Source organism: Aquabacterium sp. A08 (assembly GCF_011742065.1).
This window is the reverse complement of sequence record NZ_JAAQQT010000045.1, coordinates 1-589: the sequence shown is the minus strand read 5'-3', so window position 1 is coordinate 589 and position 589 is coordinate 1. Positions and strand designations below refer to the sequence as shown.

The window sequence follows — 589 nt, the reverse complement described above, 5'->3', positions numbered from 1 at the left end:
CACTGCAAGACCTGCGACATCAAGGACCCGACGCAGAACATCGTCTGGGTCACGCCCGAGGGCGGTGGCGGGCCCAATTACGCGGGGATGTGAGGGGGACGGTTGCCCCGGTCCGCCCAGCGCCTGCGCCAAAACAGGGACCGCGCCGGCGCAGGGCCGGTGCATGGGACGGCGGGTCGGGCCGGCTTTGCACCAGTTTCATGCGGTGAACACAAAATTACCCATGAGAAACTTTGGCACGTTCCTTGCACCACCCCCAGCGTCCACAACTGCCCTTGGAGTATCCCTTGAAACAGTCTCCTTCCCTGCGCTGGCTGCTGCCCTTGGTCCTCACCGCGGGGCCGTCTGCCCTGTGGGCCCAGGCCGATGCCGCGCCCACCCTCAACGCGGGTGACACCGCCTTCATCTTCGCCTGCAGCCTGGCCGTGCTGCTGATGACCATCCCCGGTCTGGCGCTGTTTTACGGGGGCCTGGCGCGGACCAAGAACGTGCTCTCCATCCTGATGCAGGTCTTCACCGTCACCGCCCTGATGGCGGTGCTCTGGGCGCTGTTCGGCTACTCGCTCGCCTTCACCGATGGCGGCTCGGC

At 66.4% G+C, this 589-nt stretch carries 1 protein-coding gene and 1 pseudogene; both read left to right on the top strand.

The features are described 5' to 3' along the window. On the top strand, positions 1 to 93 hold a 93-nt coding region (locus tag HA630_RS00260; RefSeq protein WP_157826905.1), incomplete at its 5' end, for a 4Fe-4S dicluster domain-containing protein. Between the two features lie 194 nt (positions 94 to 287). Then, positions 288 to 589 (top strand): annotated as a pseudogene (locus HA630_RS00255) (ammonium transporter); the annotation flags it as partial.